This window comes from Variovorax atrisoli 110B (genome assembly GCF_000382045.1).
GTDB lineage: Bacteria > Pseudomonadota > Gammaproteobacteria > Burkholderiales > Burkholderiaceae_C > Variovorax > Variovorax atrisoli.
In genome coordinates this window covers 198,799-220,916 of the sequence record NZ_KB907456.1, presented here as the reverse complement: position 1 = coordinate 220,916, position 22,118 = coordinate 198,799, and the positions used below count along the sequence as shown (strand labels likewise).

Below are 22,118 nucleotides of genomic sequence, written 5' to 3'. Positions count from 1 at the left end.
CGGCGTAAGCTCTCTGCGCCCGCGGAAAATTCCAGCGTCGTTGCGGGCGCCATCCGTCATCCATGAATCCGGCTACCACCTCTCCTTCCTTGCGCCAGCGCCTGTCCCGCTGGGTTCCGTGCCTCGCCTGGCCCCGCCCTTCCGCCGCGCTGCTGCGCAACGAGGCGATGGCCGGCATCACCGTGGCGCTGATGGTCATTCCGCAGGGCGTGGCCTATGCGGCGCTGGCGGGCATGCCGCTGGTCACCGGCGTGTATGCGGCGCTGTTCCCGGCGCTGATCGCGGTGATGTTCAGTTCCTCGCAGCGGCTGTCGGTGGGGCCGACGGCACTCACCAGCCTGCTGGTCGGCGCATCGCTCGCGCCGCTGGCGGTCGCGGGCAGTGCCGAGTGGGTGGCGATGGCGGTGTGGCTCACGCTGATGTCGGGCACGATCCAGATCGTGCTGGGCGCGGGGCGCTTCGGCTGGCTGCTGCGGCTGGTGAACTCGCCGGTGCTCATCGGCTTCACGCAGGGCGCGGCGGTGCTGATCGCCATCTCGCAGCTGCCGGCGCTGCTGGGCTTCACTGGGCGAACGATTCCGCAGGTGCTGCAGGGCGGGCCGCTGCCCGACCTCGTGGCCATCGCTTTCGGGCTGGGCAGCATCGCGGTGCTGTGGCTGGGCAAGCGGCTGCTGCCGCGTTTTCCGACCACGATGGCACTGGTGGCCGGCGCGGCCGCCATCAGCTGGCTGGCCGACTACGCGCTGCGCGGCGGCGCGGTGGTGGGCACGCTGCCCTCGGGCCTGCCTTCGTTCTACTGGCCGGGGCTGCTGCCGCTGAGCACCTTCAGCGCACTGGTGCTGCCGGCGCTGATGATCACGCTGGTGAGCTTTCTCGAAACAGCTTCAAGCGCCAAGGTCGACAACGCACGCGCCGGCACGCTCTGGAACGAAAACCAGGACCTGATCGGCCAGGGACTGGCCAAGCTGGCTTCGGGCTTCACGGGCGCGTTCCCTACCAGCTCGTCGTTCTCGCGCTCGGCCATCACGCTGTATGCAGGCGCGCAGACCGGCTGGGCGACGCTCTTCAGCGTGGTCGTGGTGGCCGGCGCGCTGCTGTGGCTGATGCCGCTGCTCTATCACGTGCCGCAGGCGGTGCTGGCGGCGGTGGTGGTCACGGCCATCCTCGGGCTTGTGAAACCGGCGAGCTTCACCGCGCTGTGGCGCATCTCGCGCATCGAGGCGGGCATCGCCTTCGGTACCTTCGTGTTGACCATCGCGACCGCGCCGAGCATCTACTGGGGCGTGCTCGGCGGCCTGCTGGCCGCGCTGGCGCACTACATGTACCGGCACCTGCACCCGCGCATCATCGAGGTGGGCCTGCATCCCGACGGCAGCCTGCGCGACCGCAACCTCTGGAAGCTGCCGCCGCTGGCGCCGAACCTCTATGCGCTGCGCATGGACGCCGAGCTCGACTTCGCATCCGCCTCCACGCTCGAGCGTGCGCTTACCGTGGCACTGGCCGAGCGGCCCCACCTCACCGACGTGTGCCTGTTCGCGCAGCCGATCAACCGCATCGACATCACCGGCGCCGAGGTGTTCGGCTCGATCCGCCGGATGATGGAATCGAAGGGCATCCGCCTGCATCTGAGCGGCATGAAGCTGCCCGCGATGCAGGTGCTCGAAAGCGCCGGCCTGCTGGCACCGGGGCCGATGCTGTTCAGCTACCGCACCGACGGTGAGGCGCTGGCGGCACTGATGCCGCGCGTCGAAGTGCCCGCGCAGCAGGAAGCCACCGCCTGAGGAGGCGCCAGCGCCCATGAAGACCACCATCGAAGAACTCGTCGCGTTTCGCACGGTGGTGGACACGGGCTCGATCACCGCCGCGTCGGAGCAGCTCTCCCAGACCGTCTCGGGCATCAGCCGCGCGCTGAGCCGGCTCGAGCAGAAGCTCGACACCACGCTGCTTCGCCGCACCACGCGCAGGCTCGAACTCACGGAGGAAGGCGCTGCCTTCCTGCAGCGCACGCGCGCGATCCTCGATGCCATCGACGACGCCGAGGAACACATGGCCGCGCGCCGCGAGCAGCCCGCCGGCCGCCTGCGCGTGAATGCGGCCTCGCCGTTCATGCTGCACGCCATCGTGCCGCTGGTGCCGGAGTTCCGCCGGCTCTATCCGCAGATCAGCCTGGAGCTCGACACCGACGACCTGCCCATCGACCTGCTGGAGCGCCGCACCGACGTGGCGATCCGCATCGGCCCGCTGCGCGACTCCACCCTGCATGCGCGACCGCTCGGCACGCACCGGCTGCGCGTGCTTGCGAGCCCCGCGTACCTCGAGGCGCACGGCAAGCCGCGCAAGGTCGCCGACCTGGCCGATCACACGCTGCTGGGCTTCACCCAGCCAGAGTCGCTGAACCGCTGGCCGCTGCGCGGCGTGCACGGCGACGAATGGAACATCGCGCCCTCGCTGGTGGCGTCCAGCGGCGAAACGCTGCGCCAGCTCGCGCTGGCGGGCGTGGGCATCGTCTGCCTGTCGGACTTCATGACGGGCATCGACCGCGCCAATGGCGCGCTGGTGCAGGTGCTGACGAAGGAGACGGCCGACGTGCGCCAGCCGGTGAACGCCGTGTACTACCGCAACACGCAGCTTTCGGCGCGCATCACCTCGTTCCTGGATTTCCTGTCGCAGCGAATGGGCAGCTGAGCGTGGCCGCTCATTGCGGCTGCTTCGGCACGAAGCGCTCGACCGTAGCCGACTTGATCTCGTAGCCGCTCACGCCCATGTCCGCCGACGAGTAGCGCGCGGCCTTCACCGTGCCGCTGACGTACACGGTGTCCATCGCATGCAGCCCCTTCACGACCGAGGCCGCGACCACGTGCACGATCTGGTTGGCCGGCGGCGGCGGCGTGTGGATGCAGGCGCCGAAGTACGGCACCAGCAGGAACTCGCGGATGCCCTCCTGCGTGTTGTCCAGCGGCACGACGAAGCCGGCGAGCTTGCCCGGCTTGCCGTCGAGGTCCACGTTGACGGGCGCGTTGTCCCAGACGGCGCGCATCTCGTCGAGCATCTGGATGGCGCGGGGATCGTTGTCGCGCAGGGCTTCGAGGCTGATGTTGCGGTAGCGCTTGGTCGGGTCCCAGCTCTTGGGGATCAGTTCTTCCCACTTGAGTTCGGGGGCTGCGGCGGTGCCGGCGTCCGGTTGCGCTGCCGCTCCCGGGCCGCATCCGCCCAGCAGCGCCGCTGCCGGAGCCAGCAGGAACGCGGCCAGCACGGCGCGCGATAAGGGCCTTCTCATGAGTGCGATTGTGATCGGCATGCGTTTCAAGCCGTAGAGCAGGGCCTTTGCACTCGATTCGTCCCAGATTGCACAAATTTGTTGCAAAGCGCCAGAATGCCGCACCACGACACGAGGAGGTCCGCATGGCACCGACAGGATGGCTGGGACTGACGTCCCTGGGCACCGTTCACACCGCGATCAGCCTGATCGCCGTCGTCGCAGGGCTGCTGGCCCTGTTCCGCTACAAGGAGATCACCATGCGCACCGGCCTCGGCCGGCTCTTCGTGTGGACCACCGTGCTGACCTGCCTCACGGGCTTCGGCATCTTCCAGCACGGCGGCTTCGGCAAGCCGCATGCGCTGGGCATCATCACGCTCGCTGCCCTGGCGGTGGGGGCGCTCGCGGGCCGGGGTGTGCTGTTCGGCAAATGGGCACGCTACGTCGAGGCGATCGCCTTCTCGGCGAGCTTCCTGTTCCACTGGATCCCGGCCTTCACCGAAACGCTCACGCGCCTGCCGCTGGGCGCACCGCTGCTGCCGAATGCCGATGCGCCGCAACTCAAGGCGATCACCGGCGTGCTGCTCGTGCTGTACCTGGTCGGCGTCGGCCTGCAGATCCGCCGGCTGCGCGGCGGCGGGGGAACGCTCAGTCCCGAACCGGCCCGCGCAGGCTCTTGATCTGCGAGCGCTGGCTCTTGCCTTCGAGCCTGCGCTGCTTCGAACCGTAGGTGGGCTTGGTCGCCCGCCGCACGCGCGGCGCGACGGCCACGCCGTCGACCACCGCCTGCAGCCGCGCGAGCGCGTCGGCACGGTTCATCTCCTGCGTACGGTGCTGCTGCGCCTTGAGCACGAAAACGCCCTCCTGCGTGATGCGGCTGTCGCGCAGCGCGAGCAGCCGCTCCTTCACGTCGGCGGGCAGCGAGCTCGCATGGATGTCGTAGCGCAGGTGCACCGCGCTCGACACCTTGTTGACGTTCTGCCCGCCCGCGCCCTGCGCCCTGATGGCGCTGAAGTCGACCTCGTCGGGGTCGATCAGGACGGCCGGGCGCAGCATTCCGCTCAGACCCGCTCGAAGATGGCCGCGATGCCCTGCCCGCCGCCGATGCACATCGTGACCAGCGCATAGCGCCCCTGCACGCGCTGCAGCTCGGCGATCGCCTTCGTCGTGATGATCGCGCCCGTCGCGCCCACCGGGTGGCCCAGCGAAATGCCCGAACCGTTCGGATTCACCTTGGCCGGGTCGAAGCCCAGCTCCTTGATGACCGCGCAGGCCTGCGCCGCGAAGGCTTCGTTCGACTCGATCACATCGAGGTCGCCCACCTTCAGGCCGGTGCGCTCCAGCACCTTGCGCGTGGCAGGCACCGGGCCGATGCCCATGTACGCGGGCTCGACGCCGGCGTGCGCATAGCCCACGAGGCGCGCCAACGGCTTCAGGCCCAGCGCCTTCACGCGGCCGCCCTCGGCCAGCACCACGGCAGCCGCGCCGTCGTTGATACCCGAGGCGTTGCCGGCGGTGACGAGACCGTCCTTCTTGAACGCAGGCTTCATCTTGGAAAGCGTCTCGACCGTGGTGTCGGCGCGCACATGTTCGTCGGTGTCGAACAGCACCACGCCCTTGCGCGTCTTCACCTCGACAGGAACGATCTGCTCCTTGAAGCGGCCCGCCGCGATGGCGGCCGCCGCGCGCTGCTGGCTGAGCACCGCCAGCTCGTCCTGCTGCTCGCGCGAGATACCGTAGCGCGCGGCCACGTTTTCGGCGGTGATGCCCATGTGGATCTTCTCCCACGGGTCGTGGAGGATGCCGAGCATGTAGTCGACGAGCTGCACGTCGCCCATGCGTGCGCCGTAACGCGCGGCGGTGTCGAAATAGGGGCCGCGGCTCATCGACTCCGAGCCGCCGCCGATGGCGATGTCGCAGTCGCCCAGCGCGATGGCCTGCGCGGCCGACACGATGGCCTGCAGGCCCGAGCCGCAGAGGCGGTTGACGTTGAAGGCCGGCGTCTCGATGGGACAGCCCGCGTCGATGGCCGCCACGCGGCTCAGGTAGGCGTCCTTGACGTCGGTGGGGATCACGTTGCCCATGACCACATGGCCGATCGCATCGGCCGCGACGCCGCTGCGCTCGATGGCGGCCTTGACGGCGGTGGTGGCAAGCTGGGTGTTGGGCACGTCCTTCAGCGAGCCGCCGAAGGTGCCGATGGCGGTGCGGGCGGTGCCGACCACGAAGATGTCGCGCGAAGTCATGGAATGTCTCTCCTGGATGAAAGCGGAAAGCCGCGGCTGGCGAGCCGCGGCTCCAGGAGGACGATTCTGACGGCGAACGGCGCGAGAGGCTGTCGCGCCGGGAATAGCCGGCGAGCGGCGCTGTCAGCCGCGCGGCGAGACCGACTTGGGCGAAACGTCGGTCACGTCGCTGGCGCTGCCGCGGATGCGCACCGGGCGCTCCACCGATTCACCACGGGCGCGAGCGTTGGCCACATCGGCAGCCGAGGGGCCGGACTGCTGTGCCGCATTGCGAAATCGATCGAAGCCCGAGCGGGGATTGAAGCGCCCGCCCATGGAAGCCATCCAGGGCGTCACGGGCTTGCCCGTGAGGCGCCCCCAGGCGTAGCGAACGCCCCAGACGGCCGCCAGCAGCATGACCGCGACAGCCAGGCTGGCCGCGAAGACCAGCCCCAGGAGCAGAAGAATGACGCGTATTACGAAGTTCATCATCCGACTTTAGGCCGAAGCAGCCGCCGTTGGTTCCCCCGCCTTGCGGAAGGAGAACTGCCCCGGCGACAGGATCGGGTCGGTCGTGACCTCGATCGTGTCCTTCGGCCCGAAGCTGCCGTCCAGCAGCAGCTTCGACAGCGGGTTCTCGATGCGCTGCTGGATCGCGCGCTTCAGCGGCCGTGCACCGAACACCGGATCGAAACCGACCTTGGCGATCTCCGCCAGCGCCGCGGGCGACACCTCCAGGCCCAGGTCCATCTTCGCGAGACGCGCCTGCAGCACCTTCAGCTGGATCGCGGCGATCGACTCGATGTTCTTCGCGTCGAGCGCGTGGAACACGACCGTCTCGTCGATGCGGTTCAGGAACTCGGGGCGGAAGTAGTTCTTCAGCTCGTCCCACACCGCTTCCTTGATCTCTTCCGAGGGCTTGCCCACCATCGACTGGATGATGGGCGAGCCGATGTTGCTCGTCATCACGATCACGGTGTTCTTGAAGTCCACGGTGCGGCCCTGGCCGTCGGTCAGGCGGCCATCGTCCAGCACCTGCAGCAGCACGTTGAACACGTCGGGGTGGGCCTTCTCGACCTCGTCGAGCAGCACCACGCTGTAGGGCTTGCGGCGCACGGCTTCCGTGAGGTAGCCGCCCTCCTCGTAGCCCACGTAGCCCGGCGGCGCGCCGATCAGGCGGGCGACCGAATGCTTCTCCATGAACTCGCTCATGTCGATGCGGATCAGGTGGTCTTCGCTGTCGAACAGGAAGCCCGCGAGCGCCTTGCACAGCTCGGTCTTGCCCACGCCCGTGGGGCCGAGGAACAGGAACGAGCCGGTCGGGCGGTTCGGATCGGACAGGCCCGAGCGCGAGCGGCGGATCGCATTCGCGACCGCGCCGATGGCCTCGTCCTGGCCCACCACGCGCTCGTGCAGCTTATCTTCCATCAGCAGCAGCTTGTCGCGCTCGCCCTGCATCAGCTTGGCGACCGGAATGCCCGTGGCGCGCGCCACCACTTCGGCGATCTCTTCGGCGCCGACCTGGGTGCGCAGCAGCGTGGGGGCGCTGGACTTGCCCTTGTTCGCCTCGCTGGCCTCGGCCTCCTTCAGGCGCTTCTCGAGCGCAGGCAGCTGGCCGTACTGGAGCTCGGCGACCTTGTTGAAGTCGCCCTTGCGCTTCCATTCCTCGATCTGGAACTTGATCTTGTCCACGTCCTCGCGCACCTGCGCGCTGCCCTGGGCCTGGGCCTTCTCGGCCTGCCAGATCTCGTCGTAGTCGGCGATCTCCTTCTGCAGCTTCTCGATCTCGCCCTCGATCAGGCCCAGGCGCTTCTGCGAGGCCTCGTCCTTCTCGCGGCGCACGGCCTCTCGTTCGATCTGCAGCTGGATCAGGCGGCGGTCGAGCCGGTCCATGACCTCGGGCTTGGAGTCCATCTCGATCTTGATCTTGGCCGCGGCCTCGTCGATCAGGTCGATGGCCTTGTCGGGCAGGAAGCGGTCGGTGATGTAGCGGTCACTCAATTCGGCCGCGGCCACGATGGCCGGGTCGGTGATCTGCACGCCGTGGTGCACCTCGTACTTCTCCTGCAGGCCGCGCAGGATGGCGATGGTCGCCTCCACGCTGGGCTCGCCCACGATGATCTTCTGGAAGCGGCGCTCGAGCGCGGCGTCCTTCTCGATGTACTTGCGGTACTCGTCGAGCGTGGTGGCGCCCACGCAGTGCAGCTCGCCGCGCGCGAGCGCCGGCTTGAGCATGTTGCCCGCGTCCATGGCGCCCTCGGCCTTGCCGGCGCCGACCATGGTGTGGAGCTCGTCGATGAAGACGATGGTCTGGCCCTCGTCCTTGGCGAGCTCGTTCAGGACGCTCTTCAGGCGCTCCTCGAATTCGCCGCGGAACTTGGCGCCCGCCAGCAGCGCCGCCATGTCGAGCGACAGCACGCGCTTGCCCTTGAGCGAGTCGGGCACTTCGCCCGAGACGATGCGCTGCGCCAGGCCTTCGACGATGGCGGTCTTGCCCACGCCGGGTTCGCCGATGAGCACGGGGTTGTTCTTGGTGCGGCGCTGCAGCACCTGGATGGCGCGGCGGATTTCCTCGTCGCGGCCGATGACGGGGTCGAGCTTGCCCAGCCGGGCGCGCTCGGTGAGGTCGAGGGTGTATTTCTTGAGGGCTTCGCGCTGGCCTTCGGCATCGGCGCTGTTCACGCCCTGCCCGCCGCGCACCGCGTCGATGGCCGCCTCGAGGGACTTGCGGCCCAGGCCGTTCTCCCTGGCGATCTTGCCGATGTCGGCCTTGCTGTCGGCCAGCGCCAGCAGGAAGAGTTCGCCGGCAATGAACTGGTCATTGCGCTTGATGGCTTCCTTCTCCGTGGCCTGCAGCAGCTTGCCGAGCTCGGGGCCGACCTGCACGATGTCGTGACCCTGCACCTGAGGCAGCTTCTTGATGGCGGCCTCGGCCGCCTGCGTCAGGCCCGGGATGTTGACACCCGCCCGCTCCAGCAGGGCGCGCGGGCCGTCGTCCTGGCGCAGCATCGCGAGCAGCAGGTGGGCCGGCTCGATGTAGGCGTTGTCATTGCCCAGCGCCAGCGACTGTGCGTCGCCCAGCGCTTCCTGAAATTTGGTGGTGAGTTTGTCTTGTCGCATGGTGGTATTCCTGCATCCAAAATAGGGCTGTTCGGGCACGATTCAAGGTTGCCGATCCATCCAGTGCCCTGGGCACGGGTATTGCACAGGATCCGTCCTCTTCCGCCCGTAGGCATTTCTCTCTCTCGAATGGAGTCGATCATGGTTTTTTCAACGCGGCGCGTTCAACCGGTGCGCCGGGCGATCAGCGTGGGTCTCTTTATGGCCGCAGCGGGGCTTGGCAGCCTTGCGCAGGCGCAAAGCGGTACGCCCGTGCGCCTGCTCGTGGGCTTCCCCGCTGGCGCCGGCACCGACGCGATCGCACGCACGCTGGGTGAAAAGCTCAAGGACGTGCTGGGCGTGCCGGTGGTGGTCGAGAACCGCGCCGGCGCGGGCGGCCAGATCGCCGCGACGGTGCTGAAGTCCTCCCCGGCCGACGGCCACACGCTGTTCCTATCGCACGACCACACCATCTCGATCCTGCCCCAGGTGGTGAAGAACCCGGGCTTCAACCCCGCCACCGACTTCGTGCCCGTGGCCGGCTTCGCGACCTTCGCCAACGTGCTGGCCGTCTCGGGCGGCACGCCGGCCAAGAGCCTCGACGAATACGTGAAATGGGTCCGCACCCAGAATGGCGGCAAGGAAACCATTGGCATCCCGGCGCCGGCCTCGATCCCCGAGTTCCTGGTCAAGATGATTTCCGACAAGTACAAGATCGACGTGCAGCCCGCCCCCTACCGCGGCAGCGCGCCCATGACGGCAGACATGCTGGGCAACCAGATCACCGCGGGCATCGCCTCGGTGCCGGACTTCATCGAGAACCACAAGGCCGGCAAGCTGCGCATCGTGGCTTCCATCGGCTCCAAGCGGCAGGCGGTGATCCCGAACGTGCCGACCTTCAGCGAGCTGGGCTTCTCGAACCTGGACGATCTGCCCTACTACGGCATCTTCGCGCCGGTGGGCACGCCGCAGCCGATCATCGACAAGTACGGCGATGCGCTGCAGAAGGTGCTGGCCATGCCCGACGTGAAACAGAAGCTCACGACGATGGGCCTGACGGTGGGCTACGAGCCGCAGGGCCAGTTCGCGGGCCGCGTTCGCACGTACACGCAGGCCTGGGAAAAGATCATCCAGTCGAGCGGCTTCAAGCCGCTGTAAGGCTTCGCTCCCTCTCACCTCGGGAGAGGGAACAAGAGGCGAATCAGGCGTTAGGGGCGCTGATACCCCAGCGCGCCAGCGCCGCGTCGTCGGACACGCGCGCATCGACCCAGCGGGCGCCTTCGGGCGTCTGCTCCTTCTTCCAGAAGGGGGCCTGGGTCTTGAGGTAGTCCATCAGGAACTCGCAGGCCTGGAAGCTCTGGCCGCGGTGGGCCGAGACCACCGCCACCATCATGATCTGGTCTTCGGGCTGCAACAGGCCGACGCGGTGGATCACGCGTGCCCCCAGGATGTCGAAGCGGCGGTGGGCCTCGTCGATCATGGCTTCGATGGCCTTCTCGGTCATGCCGGGATAGTGCTCCAGCTCCATCGACGTGATGGTGTTGCCGTCGTCTGTCGCCGCCGGGCCGCCCCGAGGCGAAAGAGTCCCCCCGGGGGGCAGCGAGGACACGCCAGTGCCGAGCGTGGTGGCACTGTTCCTGTCTCGAACGGTGCCTATGAAGCTGCAGACGGCACCGACGCGTTTGTCGCCGGCACGCAACGCGGCGACTTCCCGCGAGAGGTCGAAATCGTTCGTCTGGATCGAAACACGGGCAACGCTCATGTCCGAATTGTGGCATCGCGATAGACTGTGGCGATGCCCTGCCTTGCCACGCCCACGCTCTTCCCGGTGCCATCGCACCCAGAAGGCCGCCGCGTGGGCCAATGCAGCAGCAACGACAAAGCCAAAAAACCAAAGCTCGTCTGACCGGAGCCGAGGTTCCGTCGTCGGATGAGCGACGGAATCCGCCAAAGGCTTTGGCCCCTACCGGGTTGCGCGCGCATCGGGCGATGGTTCTTTCCATCGGTCGATTCCTGAAAGGAAGCCCGCGTGCCTCAACAACAACCAAGCCCCACCACCCCTGACTTTTCCGGCTTCTGGGTGGCCCTCGTCACCCCGTTCCGCGACGGCGCGGTCGACCACACCGCCCTCGCCGCGCTGGTCCGGCGCCTCGCCGACGAAGGCGTGACGGGTTTCGTGCCCTGCGGCTCCACCGGCGAAGCGGCCGCGCTGGACGAAACCGAGCAGCTGGCCGTGCTCGACACCGTGCTGGCATCGGCCGGCGGCCTGCCGGTCGTCATGGGTATTTCGGGCTATCACCTCGGCAAGGCCACGGCCTGGGCGCGCAGGCTCTCGGAGCGCCCGATCGCAGGCCTGCTGGTGGCCGCGCCGCACTACGTCCGCCCCTCGCAGGCCGGCCTGCTCGAATGGTTCCGCGCCATCGCCGACGCCAGTTCGGTGCCCGTGCTGGTCTATGACATTCCCTACCGCACCGGCGTCACCATCACGCGCGAGACGCTGCTGGCGCTGGCCGCACACCCCCGCATCCGCGGCATCAAGGACTGCGGCGGCGACATGGTCAAGACGCGCGCGGTGATCGCCGACGGCCGGCTTCAGGTACTGACGGGCGAGGACCACCAGATCTTCGGCACCATGGCCGAGGGCGGCGCCGGCGCCATCGCGGCCAGCGGCAACGTGCAGACCGCCCGTTTCGTGCGCCTGGTGCGCCTGCTCGCGGAAAACCGCCTGGCAGAGGCTCGCGCCGAGTGGCAGCCGCTGCAACCGCTGGTGGAAATGCTGTTCGCCGAACCCAACCCGGGCCCATTGAAGGCGCTGCTGGCGCACAAGGGCGAGATGGCCGACGAACTGCGCTCGCCGATGACCCGGGCCTCCGGCGGCCTGCGCGAACGCCTGGTCGAGCTGGACGCCCGCCTCAGCCGCCCGTGACGGGCGGGAAGAAGGCGACCTCGCAGCCTTCCCGAAGGGCGGCGGCTTCGTCGCTCATGACATGGTCGAGCGCCATGCGGACAGCCTTGCCGCGCGCCAGCGCGGTGGCGTAGGCGCCGCCCCTGGCGATGAGCTCGTCGCGCAGGGCGGAAAGCGTCTCGGCTCGCGTCTCGAGGGCTTCGCCGCTGCTGGAAAGCGCCTCGCGCACCGAAGCGAAATAACGGACCTGGACTTTCATGTGGCTCAACCCAGCAGCGATTCGAAGGGAATGAAGTCGACGACGTCGCCCGACTTGATCGTTCCGCCGGCCGGGTTGTCGACCACGCCGTCGCCCCAGACCATCGAGGTGAGCACGCCCGAGCTCTGGTTGCCGAACAGGTCAAGGCCGCCGGCCGCGTTGCGCCGTGCGCGCAGGAACTCGCGGCGCTTGTCGGCGCGCGGCCAGTCGAAATCGGCGCGCATCTTCACCGACTCGGGCGCAACGCGCGTGGCGCCCTGCAGCGTCAGCAGGAAGGGTCGCACCAGCATCAGGAAGGTCAGGAAGCTCGACACCGGATTGCCCGGCAGCCCCGTCACGTGGCAGGCGCCCTGCCCGCTGCTGCGTGCGATGGAGCCATAGGCGAAGGGCTTGCCCGGCTTCATCGACAGCGACCACAGCTGCAGTTCGCCCAGCGACTGCAGCGCGGCGCGGATGTGGTCTTCCTCGCCGACGGAGACGCCGCCGGTCGTGATGATCAGGTCGCTCGCCTCGGCCGCGTCGCGCAGCGCGACGACGGTGGCTTCGCGGTTGTCGGGCACGATGCCCAGGTCGTTCACCTCGCAGCCCAGCCGATGCAGCAGAGCCCGCATGAAGAAGCGGTTGGAGTTGTAGATGGCGCCTGGCTTCATCGCGTCGGGCGCGACCTCGCCGGGCATCACCAGTTCATCGCCGGTGGAGAGCATCGCCACGCGTGGCTTGCGCGCGACCTGCAGGCGGTCGAAGCCGACGCTCGCGGCAAGGCCGAGCGCCGCAGGCCCGAGGCGCTCGCCCTTCCTGAGCACCACGTCGCCGGAGGCCACGTCCTCGCCCGCGCGGCGGATCCACTGGCCGGCCGCAGGCACGATGGCGATGCGCACCGAGCCGAGGCTGCCTTCCTGCGGCGTGGCCGTCGTGTCTTCCTGCATCACGACGGCGTCGGCGCCCTCGGGAATCTGCGCGCCGGTGAAGATGCGCGCCGCGGTGCCGGGCACGAGCGGCGTGCCGACGGTGCCGGCGGGAATGCGCTGCGCCACCTTCAGCTCGGCGCCGGGCGCGGCGCAGTCGGCAACGCGCACGGCGTAGCCGTCCATCGCACTGTTGTCGCGCGGCGGCACGGTGAGGCCGGAGACGAGGTCCTGCGCCAGCACGCGGCCGTCGGCGTCGAAGGTACCGACGCTCTCGGAGGGCAGCACCGGCAACGCTCTCGCGAGCAGCGTCGCGATCGCCTCGTCGAGAGGCATCAGCGGCGGACGCGAAGACGAAGCGGCGAAGGGAACGGGTGAATCAGCCATGGTGATCGGGGTTGTATTCGAAGCGCTCACCGCTGTCGACCAGCCACTTCGCAATGGCCTCGGCGTCGTTGAGGTCGAAGAGCGGCCGCTCGGTGGGCGACGGCAGGCCGGCCGGGGCATCGGTGGCCACGGCGACGACGAAGGGGTCGTTCGGGTACAGCACGGGCCGCACCGCTTCACCCGCCGCAGGCTCGCGCCAGATCTCGATCTTCAGCACGTCGCTGTGCCGGAAGCCCTCGACCAGCACCCAGTCGGCCACCGGGTGCACCTCGGCCAGCAGCTGGTGCACGCTGAGCTCCACGGGCGCCTCGAACTCGCGCATCACGGCAAGCCGCCTGTCGGAGGCGACGACCACCTCGAAGGCGCCCGCCTCGCGGTGGCGGTAGGTGTCCTTGCCCGGATGGTCGATGTCGAACTTGTGGTGCGCGTGCTTGACCACCGAGACCCGCTGGCCGAGCCGCTTGAGCGCGGGAATGAGGCGCTCGAGCAGCGTGGTCTTGCCCGCGCCCGAGTAGCCGGCGAAACCGACGACCTTCATGCCCAGCCTCGCCCTTGGCTAATCACAGTGCTCGGCGATGTACGCCTTCACGGCTTCCGCGTCGGCCGGCAGCTTGACGACGCGCTTGGGCAGCGCCTCGATGCCCTCGAACTTCTTAGGACGCGCAGGCTGCTCGCCCAGCGCCTCGACCAGCGTGGCCGCGAACTTGATGGGCAGCGCGGTCTCGAGCACCACCATCGGCACGCCGGGGGTGAGCTGCTCGCGCGCGGCCTTGAGGCCGTCGGCGGTGTGCGGATCGACCAGCGTCGCGAAGCGCTTGTCGGTGTCGCGGATGGTGGCCAGGCGATCGGCGTGCGTGCTGCGGCCGCTGCGGAAGCCGAAGCGCCCGGCGGCCTGCGCGAATGCGGGATCGGCGCTCAGGTCGAAGCTGCCGTTCAGGCCCAGGTCGTCCACGAAGAGCTTGCGCAGCCTGGCCGGATCGCGCCCGACCAGGTCGAACACGAAGCGCTCGAAGTTGCTGGCCTTGCTGATGTCCATCGACGGGCTGGAGGTCTCGTGCGTGTCGACCGCGCCGCGCACGCGGTACACGCCGGTGCGGAAGAACTCGTCGAGCACGTCGTTCTCGTTGGTGGCGACCACCAGCGTGTGGATCGGCAGGCCCATCATGCGCGCCACGTGGCCCGCGCAGACGTTGCCGAAGTTGCCCGAGGGCACGGTGAAGCTCACCGGCTTGTCGTTGCTTGCCGTGGCCTGGAAGTAGCCCGCGAAGTAGTAGACGACCTGAGCCAGCAGCCGCGCCCAGTTGATCGAGTTGACCGTCCCGATGCGGTACTTGCGCTTGAAGGCCAGGTCGTTCGACACGGCCTTGACGATGTCCTGGCAGTCGTCGAACACGCCGGTGATGGCGATGTTGTGGATGTTCGCGTCCTGCAGGCTGAACATCTGCGCCTGCTGGAACGGGCTCATGCGGCCGTCGGGCGAGGTCATGAAGACGCGCACGCCCTTCTTGCCGCGCATGGCGTACTCGGCTGCGCTGCCGGTGTCGCCGCTGGTGGCGCCAAGGATGTTGAGCTCGGCGCCGCGGCGGGCCAGCTCGTACTCGAACAGGTTGCCCAGCAGCTGCATCGCCATGTCCTTGAAGGCCAGCGTGGGGCCGTTGGACAGGGCCTCGAGGTACACGCCGTCTTCCAGCTCGCGCAGCGGCACGATCTCGTCGGTGCCGAACACTTCGGCCGTGTAGGTCTTCGCGCAGATCGCCTTCAGGTCGGCCGGCGGAATGTCGTCGATGTAGAGCGAGAGGATCTCGAAGGCCAGCTCGGCATACGGCAGCTTGCGCCACTTCGCGAGCGTGGCGGTGTCGATCTGCGGGTATTGCTCGGGCAGGTAGAGGCCGCCGTCGGGCGCGAGGCCTTCGAGCAGGATTTCGCAGAAGCGCTTGCGGTCGGGGTGGCCGCGGGTGCTCAGGTAGTTCACGGGATGTTCCTAGAGGCCAATTCCATAGTGGCGCAGATCAAGCCAGAAGCGCGAGCCGATCAGCGCCAGCATGCCGAAGAAAAGAATGAAGTAGTGCGGGACGCGGTATTCGACGTTGTCGGTCGCCTCGAGCGCCGAGAAATACGCCCATGCCGCGAGAAAGCTGCCCGCGCCGTTGAGCATGAGCTGCCGCCAGCCGAGGCTGGCGAACAAGGCCAGCACGACCAGCACCGCGAACCAGAACGCCAGGTGCCAGCGCGGCATTTCCACGTGCGCGAAGCGGAGCAACCCGACCAGCGCGAAGGTGGCAATCAGCGTGGGCACGGCGGCGTTCCATGGCGGCGATCAGATGCTCAGGACAGTTCTTCCTTGCGGATGCGCACGATCGGCTCCAGCACGGTCGGCAGCGCCTGCAGCTCGGCCAGCACGTCGTTGACGGTGCCTTCGCGCGCGTCGTGCGTGAGGATGATCAGGTCGGTCTGCGTGGAGCCCTCGCCGCCGACTTCGTCGGCTTCGCGCTGCAGCACGGCGTCGATGCTGATGCCGGCAGTGGCGAGCAGGCCCGTCACCTTGGCGAGCACGCCGGCCTGGTCGGCCACGCGCAGGCGCAGGTAGTAGCTGGTGACGACCTCCGACATCGGCAGCACCTGCAGGTCGCTCAGCGCGTCGGGGTGGAAGGCCAGGTGCGGCACACGGTGTGCGGCATCGGCCGTGTGCAGGCGGGTGATGTCGACCAGGTCGGCGATCACCGCACTGGCGGTCGGCTCGCTGCCGGCGCCCTTGCCGTAGTAGAGAGTGGTGCCGACCGCGTCGCCATGCACCACCACCGCGTTCATCGCGCCTTCGACATTCGCCAGCAGGCGCTTCGACGGCACCAGCGAGGGGTGCACGCGCAGCTCGATGCCCTTGGCCGTGCGCTTGGTCACGCCCAGCAGCTTGATGCGGTAGCCGAGCTGCTCGGCGTACTTGATGTCCTGCGCGGCCAGCTTGGTGATGCCCTCGATGTGGGCCTTGTCGAACTGCACGGGGATGCCGAAGGCCAGCGCGCTCATCAGCGTGACCTTGTGGCCGGCGTCCACGCCTTCGATGTCGAAGGTCGGATCGGCTTCGGCGTAGCCCAGGCGCTGCGCTTCCTTGAGCACGGTCGCGAAGTCCAGGCCCTTGTCGCGCATTTCCGAGAGGATGAAGTTGGTGGTGCCGTTGATGATGCCGGCCAGCCACTGGATGCTGTTGGCCGTGAGGCCTTCGCGCAGCGCCTTGATGATCGGGATGCCCCCGGCCACCGCGGCCTCGAAGGCCACCATCACGCCCCTGGCGTGCGCGGCGGCGAAGATCTCGGTGCCGTGCACGGCCAGCAGCGCCTTGTTGGCCGTGACCACGTGCTTGCCGGCCGCGATGGCCTCGAGCACGAGCTGCTTCGCGATGCCGTAGCCGCCGATGAGCTCGATGACGATGTCGATCTCGGGATTGGCGATGACTTCGCGCGCATCGCTGACCACCTTCACGCCCTCGCCTGCCACTTCGCGCGCGCGGGCGGTGTCGAGGTCGGCCACCATGGCGATCTCGATGCCGCGGCCGGCGCGGCGCTTGATTTCTTCCTGGTTGCGCTTGAGCACCTTGAAGGTGCCGCTGCCGACCGTGCCTGCGCCGAGCAGGCCTACTTGGATGGGTTTCATTGGGAGAGTCGCACTCATGGCGTTCAGGGTTTGGATGGGGTGGCGGACGGCTCGGAGAGTTTCACCTGCGAGACATAGCGCTGCAGGCTCCAGGCGCCGCCGGGGAAGCCGCGGCACATGCCGTCGTAGGTGTGGCCGGTGAGAACGAAGCCCTTGCCGTCGAAATGCCAGGTCTGGCTCGACCAGCAGTCGCCGATGCCGCGGCCCTTCATCGAGGAAGTGACGCTGGCGTTTTTCTCGTCGAAGTCGCCGTTGGCCTCGATGGCTACGGGTGCATAGGGCGGCTTGTCGTTGGCGATCCAGAGCACGCTGGTGTAGTTGTAGGCGCCCATGCCGCAGCCGAAGGACAGCAACACCTTGCGCTCGGTCAGGCGCGAGACGGTCAGCGACTTGGCGTTGAACTCGTCGTGGTTGTTGCAGTCGTCGGCAGACGGATCCGACTTCAGCGACGGGAAGATGCGCGCGGCCAGGGCGTCGTCGCCCGGGCGGGCCCTCGTCGGCAACACCGCGTTCACGACGGGTGCCTGCACCGGCGGCAGCACCGAGGATTCGGGCTTGCTGCCGCGGCGCACGAGCGCGCCCGGCGTGCCGACGCGGCCCTGGACCTCGTCCATCTTCAGCAGCACGGCGTTGAGGCCGGCCAGCGAGAGAACCCACTTGTGCCCGCCGCTGTCCGTGAGCGAGGCGTCGTCGCCCTTGAGCAGTTCGGGCAGCACGGTGCGGATCTGGGCCTCGTCGAGACTGAAGGCGCTGTCCTTGAGGCCCGACAGGGTGGCCTTGCCGACCTTGAAGCGCACCGAGCCCTTGGGCTCCTCCTGCCCGCCGGTCTGCAGGTCGATCTCGATGGGGGTGCCGGGGCCCGCACGGCGGGTGATGAGCATCGACACCGGCTCCAATGCGCTCCCGCTCTCCACCTGGTAGCCGGCGGCGCGGCAGGTGCGGGTGTTGTCGCAGGCCAGTTCCCAGTCGTTGTGCGAGAACGAGACGCCCTCCTTGGCGGCAGTTCCGGCAGCGGCCGCGGAAAGCGCGGCGAACGACGGCGCCGCGGCGGCAGCGATGCGGGCGGAGTTCATTGGCGCGACTTGCGGCGCAAGCGATACTGCTCCAGGAACTTCGCGATGCGGTTGATGGCCTCGCGCAGGTCGTCCTCGTGGGGCAGGAACACGATGCGGAAGTGGTCGGGCGTGGCCCAGTTGAAGCCGGTGCCCTGCACCAGCATCACGCGGGTTTCCTTCAGCAGCTCGAGGAAGAACTGGCGGTCGTCCTCGATCGGATAGACCTCCGGATCGAGCTTGGGGAACATGTACAGCGCAGCGGTCGGCTTGACGCAGCTCACGCCCGGGATGGCGGTGATCAGCTCGTAGGCCAGGTCGCGCTGGCGGCGCAGGCGGCCGCCCTCGCACACGAGGTCGTTGATGCTCTGGTAGCCGCCCAATGCCGTCTGGATGGCCCACTGGCCCGGCACGTTGGCGCACAGGCGCATGTTCGAGAGCATGTTCAGGCCCTCGATGTAGTCCTGCGCGCTGCGCTTGTCGCCCGATACCACGAGCCAGCCTGCGCGGTAGCCGCACGAGCGGTAGCTCTTGGAGAGCGAATTGAAGGTGAGCGTGAGCACGTCGGTCGACAGGCTGGCGATGGCCGTGTGCTTCGCGCCGTCGTAGAGCACCTTGTCGTAGACCTCGTCGGCGAAGATCACGAGGCCGTGCTCGCGCGCGATGTCGACGATGCTCTTCAGCAGCTCGTCGGAGTACAGCGCGCCGGTCGGGTTGTTCGGGTTGATGACCACGATGCCCTTGGTGCGGGGCGTGATCTTGGCGCGGATGTCGTCGAGGTCGGGCATCCAGCCGTTGGCCTCGTCGCACAGGTAGTGCACCGGCGTGCCGCCCGAGAGGCTGGTGGACGCGGTCCACAGCGGGTAGTCGGGCGCCGGCAGCAGCAGCTCGTCGCCGTCGTTGAGCAGCGCGTTCGTGGACATGGCGATCAGCTCGCTGGCGCCGTTGCCGAGGTAGATGTCGTCGAGGGTGACGCCGGCGATGCCCTGCTTCTGGGTCTCGTGCATCACCGCCTTGCGTGCCGCGAAGACGCCCTTGCTGTCCGAATATCCCGCCGAGGTCGGCAGGTTGCGGATCATGTCCTGCTGGATTTCCTCGGGAGCATCGAAACCGAACACGGCCAGGTTGCCGATGTTGAGCTTGATGATCTTCTGGCCGTCCTCTTCCATCTGCTTGGCGGCGTCCATGATGGGGCCGCGGATGTCGTAGAGGACGTTGGCCAGCTTGGCCGATTTCTTGAGCTGCTTCAAAGGGCCCTCCCGGGCGCGGGGTTGGAATGCTTACGCGGAATCAAAGGCCCTTGCGGGCCCCTTGGCACTAGGGAAAACCTATAATTTGACCACAGTTCCCAGTGCCCAGATGAAGCTCCAGCCCGACAAATCCGACGCTCAGTCTCTTACCGCACACGGTCCCGGCTGGGTGGCGATCAACAACGAAAAAGTCGAGGGCAGCGTGGTGGTCGGGTCGCGCGGCGAGCGCTTCGAATGGAATTGTTCGAGCTTCGACCAGATCGGCCCCGAACATTTCGCGCAACTGGCCTCGCTGGGCGCCGAATTGATCATCTTCGGCAGCGGCAACCGGATCCGCTTCCCCCAGCCCGTCTGGCTGAAGCCGCTGATGGCCCAGCGCACCGGCGTGGAGACCATGGACACCGCGGCAGCCTGCCGAACCTACAACATCCTGGCCGGAGAAGGCCGGCACGTGATCGCCGCCCTCCTCGTGGAGAGCCCCGCGGGTGCCTGATGGGGGTGTTTTCGGGGTAAAATACCGGGTTGCGAACAGGCCGGCTACCCCAAAGTTAGCAACGACCAATCCTCCATTCCTTGAGCAAGCCCGGTATGAAACGGGGCGAGAGGGCTCAGGAACGGAATCTAACGGAGAAAACAAGTTTCATGGCGATCGTTGTCAACAAACCCATTCCTGAATTCGACGCCAACGCCACGGGCGGCATCAAGGTCTCGAATACCTCGCATCTCGGCCACGTGCTGGTCATGTATTTTTACCCGAAAGATAACACCCCGGGCTGCACCACCGAAGCGATGCAGTTCCGCGACCGCTACAAGGATTTCGAGAAAGCCGGCGCCACCGTCTTCGGCGTGTCCCGCGACAACATGAAGTCGCACGACGAGTTCAAGGCCAAGCTCGAGCTGCCCTTCGAGCTCATCGCCGACACCGAAGAAAAGATGTGCCACATGTTCGGCGTGGTCAAGAACAAGATCATGTACGGCAAGAAGGTCAAGGGCATCGAGCGCAGCACCTTCCTGATCGGGGCCGATGGCATCCTGAAGGCCGAATGGCGCGGCCTCAAGGTCCCTGGCCATGTCGACGACGTGCTCAAGGCCGTCAAGGCCCTGAAGAAGGCCGCCTGAGCGCCCGCCTTCCGGCGAACCGGCAGCAATCAAGCCTTGCCGCCCCGGCGTGGGAAATGCCCAACGGTGCGTAAAGAGCTGCCGGCGCGTCTTCCGCGGTGTGCATAATGGCCTCATGCCGTTGAGCTCCACGACCGCATCCTCCGAACAAAGCCGCCTTGGTCTTCAGGCGGCTTTTTCGTTTTCTGGTTCCCACTTCCTGCGAGCGATCTGACACATGCCATTGCCCCCCGCCCCCACGAAACGCGCTGCATTGCTCTCGCCGGACGCGCTCGATGCGCCCGCCCGGTCATCGCACCGGGGTTCCCGCCGTTCCGGCGATTCGCGCGCTGACGAAGCTGCGGCGCGCAGTCCTCAGCCGCTCGAGCTGTTCGACAGCCTCGGCGCCGAAGGCGCCGGCGGCGGCGGCGCGGTGCGTCCCGCTCGCCGCACCAGGTCGAAGGCCGCTCCCACGCCAGCCCCAGTGAGCGCGCCCGCCCCCCAGGCGCTCATCCAGGTCGAGACCAGGGTCCCGGCCGTCGAGCCTGCAGCGGCTGCGGTGGAGCCTGCGCCCCAGCCGCCGGCCCGCGCCAAGCGCAGCAAGTCCAACGGCCCCGCCAAGCTGTTCGTGCTCGACACCAACGTGCTGCTGCACGACCCGATGTGCCTCTTCCGCTTCGAGGAGCACGACATCTTCCTGCCGATGATCGTGCTGGAGGAGCTCGACGGCCACAAGAAGGGCACGACCGAAGTCGCCCGCAACGGCCGCCAGACCAGCCGCACGCTCGACGCGCTGGCAGCTGCCCAGGGGGCAGACATCGACAAGGGCCTGAAGCTCGACACCACCGGCCATCGCGAGGCCGGCGGCCGCCTGTTCTTCCAGACCGCCCCGCTCGACTACTCGCTGCCCATCAGCCTGCCCCAGGGCAAGGCCGACAACCAGATCCTCGGCGTGGTGCACGCGCTGCGCGACGAATACGCCAAGGACCGCCCCGGCCGCCCGAAGCAGGAGGTCGTGCTGGTGTCGAAGGACATCAACATGCGCGTCAAGGCGCGCGCGCTGGGCCTGGCCGCCGACGACTACCAGAACGACAAGACGCTGGAAGACGGCGATCTGCTCTACGCAGGCTCGCTCGCCCTGCCCGCCGATTTCTGGACGCGCCAGAGCAAGACCGTCGAGAGCTGGCAAAGCGGCAGCAGCACTTTCTACCGGATCAGCGGCCCGCTGGTGCCCAACCTGTACATCAACCAGTTCGTGTATTTCGAGGCGCCCGGAGAGCCGAGCATGTACGCCCGCGTCACCGAGATCCGCGACAAGACCGCGGTGCTCAAGACGCTGAAGGACTACAGCTCCGGCAAGAACGCCGTTTGGGGCGTGAACACGCGCAACCGCGAGCAGAACTTCGCGATGAACCTGCTGATGGACCCGGAGATCGACTTCGTCACGCTGACCGGCACTGCCGGCACCGGCAAGACCCTGATGGCGCTTGCCTCCGGCCTGACCCAGGTGCTGGACGACCGCCGCTACACCGAGATCATCATGACCCGCGCCACCGTGAGCGTGGGCGAGGACATCGGCTTCCTGCCCGGCACCGAGGAGGAGAAGATGGGCCCCTGGATGGGCGCGCTCGACGACAACCTCGAGTTCCTGGCCAAGGGCGACGGCGGAGGTGCCGGCGAATGGGGCCGCGCGGCCACCAACGAGCTGATCCGCAGCCGCATCAAGGTCAAGAGCATGAACTTCATGCGCGGGCGCACCTTCCTGAACAAGTACGTGATCATCGACGAGGCGCAGAACCTCACGCCCAAGCAGATGAAGACCCTGATCACCCGCGCCGGCCCCGGCACGAAGATCATCTGCATGGGTAACCTCGCGCAGATCGACACGCCGTACCTCACGGAAGGCTCCTCGGGCCTGACCTTCGCGGTCGACAAGTTCAAGGGCTGGCCGCACGGCGGACACATCACGCTGGCGCGCGGCGAGCGCTCGCGCCTGGCCGACTTCGCAAGCGACGTGCTCTAGCAGCGGCCCTG

Annotated in this window: 22 protein-coding genes; 8 read left to right on the top strand and 14 right to left on the bottom strand. The window is 67.7% G+C overall.

What is annotated here, in order from left to right; all coding sequences use genetic code 11:
* The first annotated feature begins 62 nt into the window (after positions 1–62).
* The gene (locus G369_RS0120715) at positions 63–1,781 is read left to right on the top strand and encodes a SulP family inorganic anion transporter (RefSeq protein WP_019655947.1); all 1,719 of its coding nucleotides are present in this window, start codon (positions 63–65) and stop codon (positions 1,779–1,781) included.
* 16 nt (positions 1,782–1,797) lie between these two features.
* Positions 1,798–2,685 (top strand): LysR substrate-binding domain-containing protein, encoded by an 888-nt coding sequence (locus tag G369_RS0120710; RefSeq protein ID WP_019655946.1) that lies wholly within the window; start codon positions 1,798–1,800, stop codon positions 2,683–2,685.
* A gap of 10 nt (positions 2,686–2,695) precedes the next feature.
* Here G369_RS0120710 and G369_RS0120705 read toward each other — a convergent pair whose 3' ends face one another.
* Positions 2,696–3,277: a DUF3299 domain-containing protein gene (locus G369_RS0120705; protein WP_019655945.1), complete on the bottom strand. Its 582-nt coding sequence runs from the start codon at positions 3,275–3,277 to the stop codon at positions 2,696–2,698.
* 125 nt (positions 3,278–3,402) lie between these two features.
* Between G369_RS0120705 and G369_RS0120700 the strand changes: the two genes are divergently transcribed.
* The gene (locus tag G369_RS0120700; protein WP_019655944.1) at positions 3,403–3,936 is read left to right on the top strand and encodes a DUF2306 domain-containing protein; all 534 of its coding nucleotides are present in this window, start codon (positions 3,403–3,405) and stop codon (positions 3,934–3,936) included.
* Here G369_RS0120700 and arfB read toward each other — a convergent pair.
* From arfB to clpB, 4 genes are all read right to left on the bottom strand, one after another.
* A complete protein-coding gene (gene arfB, locus G369_RS0120695; protein WP_019655943.1) occupies positions 3,905–4,312 on the bottom strand; it encodes an alternative ribosome rescue aminoacyl-tRNA hydrolase ArfB in 408 nt (135 codons plus the stop codon). The genes G369_RS0120700 and arfB overlap by 32 nt on opposite strands.
* Before the next feature lie 5 nt (positions 4,313–4,317).
* On the bottom strand, positions 4,318–5,502 hold the full coding sequence (locus tag G369_RS0120690) for an acetyl-CoA C-acyltransferase family protein (RefSeq protein WP_019655942.1): 1,185 nt from the start codon (positions 5,500–5,502) through the stop codon (positions 4,318–4,320).
* A 123-nt stretch (positions 5,503–5,625) separates the two neighbouring features.
* Entirely contained in the window at positions 5,626–5,970 is a 345-nt protein-coding gene (locus tag G369_RS0120685) for a hypothetical protein (RefSeq protein WP_240650075.1), read from the bottom strand.
* A gap of 9 nt (positions 5,971–5,979) precedes the next feature.
* Complete coding sequence (gene clpB, locus G369_RS0120680; protein ID WP_019655940.1) at positions 5,980–8,601, bottom strand: ATP-dependent chaperone ClpB; 2,622 nt, start codon at positions 8,599–8,601, stop codon at positions 5,980–5,982.
* A 141-nt stretch (positions 8,602–8,742) separates the two neighbouring features.
* Between clpB and G369_RS0120675 the strand changes: the two genes are divergently transcribed.
* The gene (locus G369_RS0120675) at positions 8,743–9,738 is read left to right on the top strand and encodes a Bug family tripartite tricarboxylate transporter substrate binding protein (protein WP_026346523.1); all 996 of its coding nucleotides are present in this window, start codon (positions 8,743–8,745) and stop codon (positions 9,736–9,738) included.
* Between the two features lie 43 nt (positions 9,739–9,781).
* Here G369_RS0120675 and G369_RS0120670 read toward each other — a convergent pair whose 3' ends face one another.
* The gene (locus tag G369_RS0120670; protein WP_019655938.1) at positions 9,782–10,342 is read right to left on the bottom strand and encodes a molybdenum cofactor biosynthesis protein MoaE; all 561 of its coding nucleotides are present in this window, start codon (positions 10,340–10,342) and stop codon (positions 9,782–9,784) included.
* A gap of 267 nt (positions 10,343–10,609) precedes the next feature.
* On the opposite strand from G369_RS0120670, the gene dapA reads away from it, so the two are divergent.
* Positions 10,610–11,506, top strand: a complete 897-nt coding sequence (gene dapA, locus G369_RS0120665; RefSeq protein ID WP_019655937.1) for a 4-hydroxy-tetrahydrodipicolinate synthase — start codon at positions 10,610–10,612, stop codon at positions 11,504–11,506.
* On the opposite strand, the gene G369_RS0120660 is transcribed toward dapA, so the two are convergent.
* Genes G369_RS0120660 through G369_RS0120625 form a run of 8 tightly spaced genes read right to left on the bottom strand, consistent with a single transcriptional unit; the run spans position 11,493 to position 18,986 of the window.
* The gene (locus tag G369_RS0120660; RefSeq protein ID WP_019655936.1) at positions 11,493–11,744 is read right to left on the bottom strand and encodes a MoaD/ThiS family protein; all 252 of its coding nucleotides are present in this window, start codon (positions 11,742–11,744) and stop codon (positions 11,493–11,495) included. The two genes, dapA and G369_RS0120660, sit on opposite strands and share 14 nt — an antisense overlap.
* A gap of 5 nt (positions 11,745–11,749) precedes the next feature.
* Positions 11,750–13,036, bottom strand: coding sequence for a molybdopterin molybdotransferase MoeA (locus tag G369_RS0120655; RefSeq protein ID WP_020723189.1), 1,287 nt, complete (start codon positions 13,034–13,036; stop codon positions 11,750–11,752).
* On the bottom strand, positions 13,029–13,574 hold the full coding sequence (mobB, locus tag G369_RS0120650) for a molybdopterin-guanine dinucleotide biosynthesis protein B (RefSeq protein WP_019655934.1): 546 nt from the start codon (positions 13,572–13,574) through the stop codon (positions 13,029–13,031). The genes G369_RS0120655 and mobB overlap by 8 nt, the downstream gene beginning before the upstream one ends.
* Positions 13,575–13,592: 18 nt before the next feature.
* Positions 13,593–15,008 (bottom strand): threonine synthase, encoded by a 1,416-nt coding sequence (gene thrC, locus G369_RS0120645; protein ID WP_019655933.1) that lies wholly within the window; start codon positions 15,006–15,008, stop codon positions 13,593–13,595.
* Positions 15,009–15,017: 9 nt separating this feature from the next.
* Positions 15,018–15,332, bottom strand: coding sequence for a hypothetical protein (locus G369_RS0120640; protein WP_019655932.1), 315 nt, complete (start codon positions 15,330–15,332; stop codon positions 15,018–15,020).
* A gap of 29 nt (positions 15,333–15,361) precedes the next feature.
* A complete protein-coding gene (locus G369_RS0120635) occupies positions 15,362–16,684 on the bottom strand; it encodes a homoserine dehydrogenase (protein ID WP_019655931.1) in 1,323 nt (440 codons plus the stop codon).
* Between the two features lie 23 nt (positions 16,685–16,707).
* The gene (locus G369_RS0120630; protein ID WP_019655930.1) at positions 16,708–17,757 is read right to left on the bottom strand and encodes a DUF1176 domain-containing protein; all 1,050 of its coding nucleotides are present in this window, start codon (positions 17,755–17,757) and stop codon (positions 16,708–16,710) included.
* Positions 17,754–18,986 carry a pyridoxal phosphate-dependent aminotransferase gene (locus tag G369_RS0120625; protein WP_019655929.1) on the bottom strand — a complete coding sequence of 411 codons (1,233 nt, stop codon included), beginning with the start codon at positions 18,984–18,986 and terminating at the stop codon, positions 17,754–17,756. Before G369_RS0120625 ends, G369_RS0120630 begins: the two co-directional genes overlap by 4 nt.
* 109 nt (positions 18,987–19,095) lie before the next feature.
* Between G369_RS0120625 and G369_RS0120620 the strand changes: the two genes are divergently transcribed.
* The 3 genes from G369_RS0120620 (at position 19,096) to G369_RS0120610 (ending at position 22,107) form a co-directional block, all read left to right on the top strand.
* The gene (locus G369_RS0120620) at positions 19,096–19,479 is read left to right on the top strand and encodes an Mth938-like domain-containing protein (RefSeq protein WP_019655928.1); all 384 of its coding nucleotides are present in this window, start codon (positions 19,096–19,098) and stop codon (positions 19,477–19,479) included.
* 149 nt (positions 19,480–19,628) lie between these two features.
* Positions 19,629–20,105: a peroxiredoxin gene (locus G369_RS0120615; protein WP_019655927.1), complete on the top strand. Its 477-nt coding sequence runs from the start codon at positions 19,629–19,631 to the stop codon at positions 20,103–20,105.
* A gap of 217 nt (positions 20,106–20,322) precedes the next feature.
* The gene (locus G369_RS0120610) at positions 20,323–22,107 is read left to right on the top strand and encodes a PhoH family protein (RefSeq protein ID WP_019655926.1); all 1,785 of its coding nucleotides are present in this window, start codon (positions 20,323–20,325) and stop codon (positions 22,105–22,107) included.
* Positions 22,108–22,118 lie beyond the last annotated feature (11 nt).